Source organism: Corynebacterium sp. ACRPE (assembly GCF_022347435.1).
GTDB lineage: Bacteria > Actinomycetota > Actinomycetes > Mycobacteriales > Mycobacteriaceae > Corynebacterium > Corynebacterium tuberculostearicum_D.
The window spans coordinates 1-983 of the sequence record NZ_JAKRNA010000064.1; the positions used below are offsets into that span (position 1 = coordinate 1).

The following is a 983-nucleotide window of genomic DNA, read 5'->3' on the forward strand; positions in this document are numbered from 1 at the left end:
GTGTATGTCAAGCCCAGGTAAGGTTCTTCGCGTTGCATCGAATTAATCCACATGCTCCGCCGCTTGTGCGGGCCCCCGTCAATTCCTTTGAGTTTTAGCCTTGCGGCCGTACTCCCCAGGCGGGGCGCTTAATGCGTTAGCTACGGCACGAAAGTCGTGAAAAGACCCTCACACCTAGCGCCCACCGTTTACGGCATGGACTACCAGGGTATCTAATCCTGTTCGCTACCCATGCTTTCGCTCCTCAGCGTCAGTAACTGCCCAGTAACCTGCCTTCGCCATCGGTGTTCCTCCTGATATCTGCGCATTTCACCGCTACACCAGGAATTCCAGTTACCCCTACAGTACTCAAGTTATGCCCGTATCGCCTGCACGCCCGGAGTTAAGCCCCGGAATTTCACAGACGACGCGACAAACCACCTACGAGCCCTTTACGCCCAGTAATTCCGGACAACGCTCGCACCCTACGTATTACCGCGGCTGCTGGCACGTAGTTAGCCGGTGCTTCTTATCTAGGTACCGTCACAAAAAGCTTCGTCCCTAGCGAAAGGAGTTTACAACCCGAAGGCCGTCATCCCCCACGCGGCGTCGCTGCATCAGGCTTGCGCCCATTGTGCAATATTCCCCACTGCTGCCTCCCGTAGGAGTCTGGGCCGTATCTCAGTCCCAATGTGGCCGTCCACCCTCTCAGGCCGGCTACCCGTCGCCGCCTTGGTAGGCCATTACCCCACCAACAAGCTGATAGGCCGCGAGCTCATCCTACACCGAAAAAACTTTCCAACCATCACACTAAAAATGGCTCCTATCCGGTATTAGACCCAGTTTCCCAGGCTTATCCCGAAGTGCAGGGCAGATCACCCACGTGTTACTCACCCGTTCGCCACTCGAGTACCCTGCAAGCAGGGCCTTTCCGTTCGACTTGCATGTGTTAAGCACGCCGCCAGCGTTCGTCCTGAGCCAGGATCAAACTCTCCACAAAAAAA

1 rRNA gene is annotated in these 983 nt (G+C 56.0%); it reads right to left on the reverse strand.

The annotated features are described in order from the left end of the window. Positions 1–979, reverse strand: a 16S ribosomal RNA gene (locus MHY13_RS12115); the annotation flags it as partial. Positions 980–983: the final 4 nt, after the last annotated feature.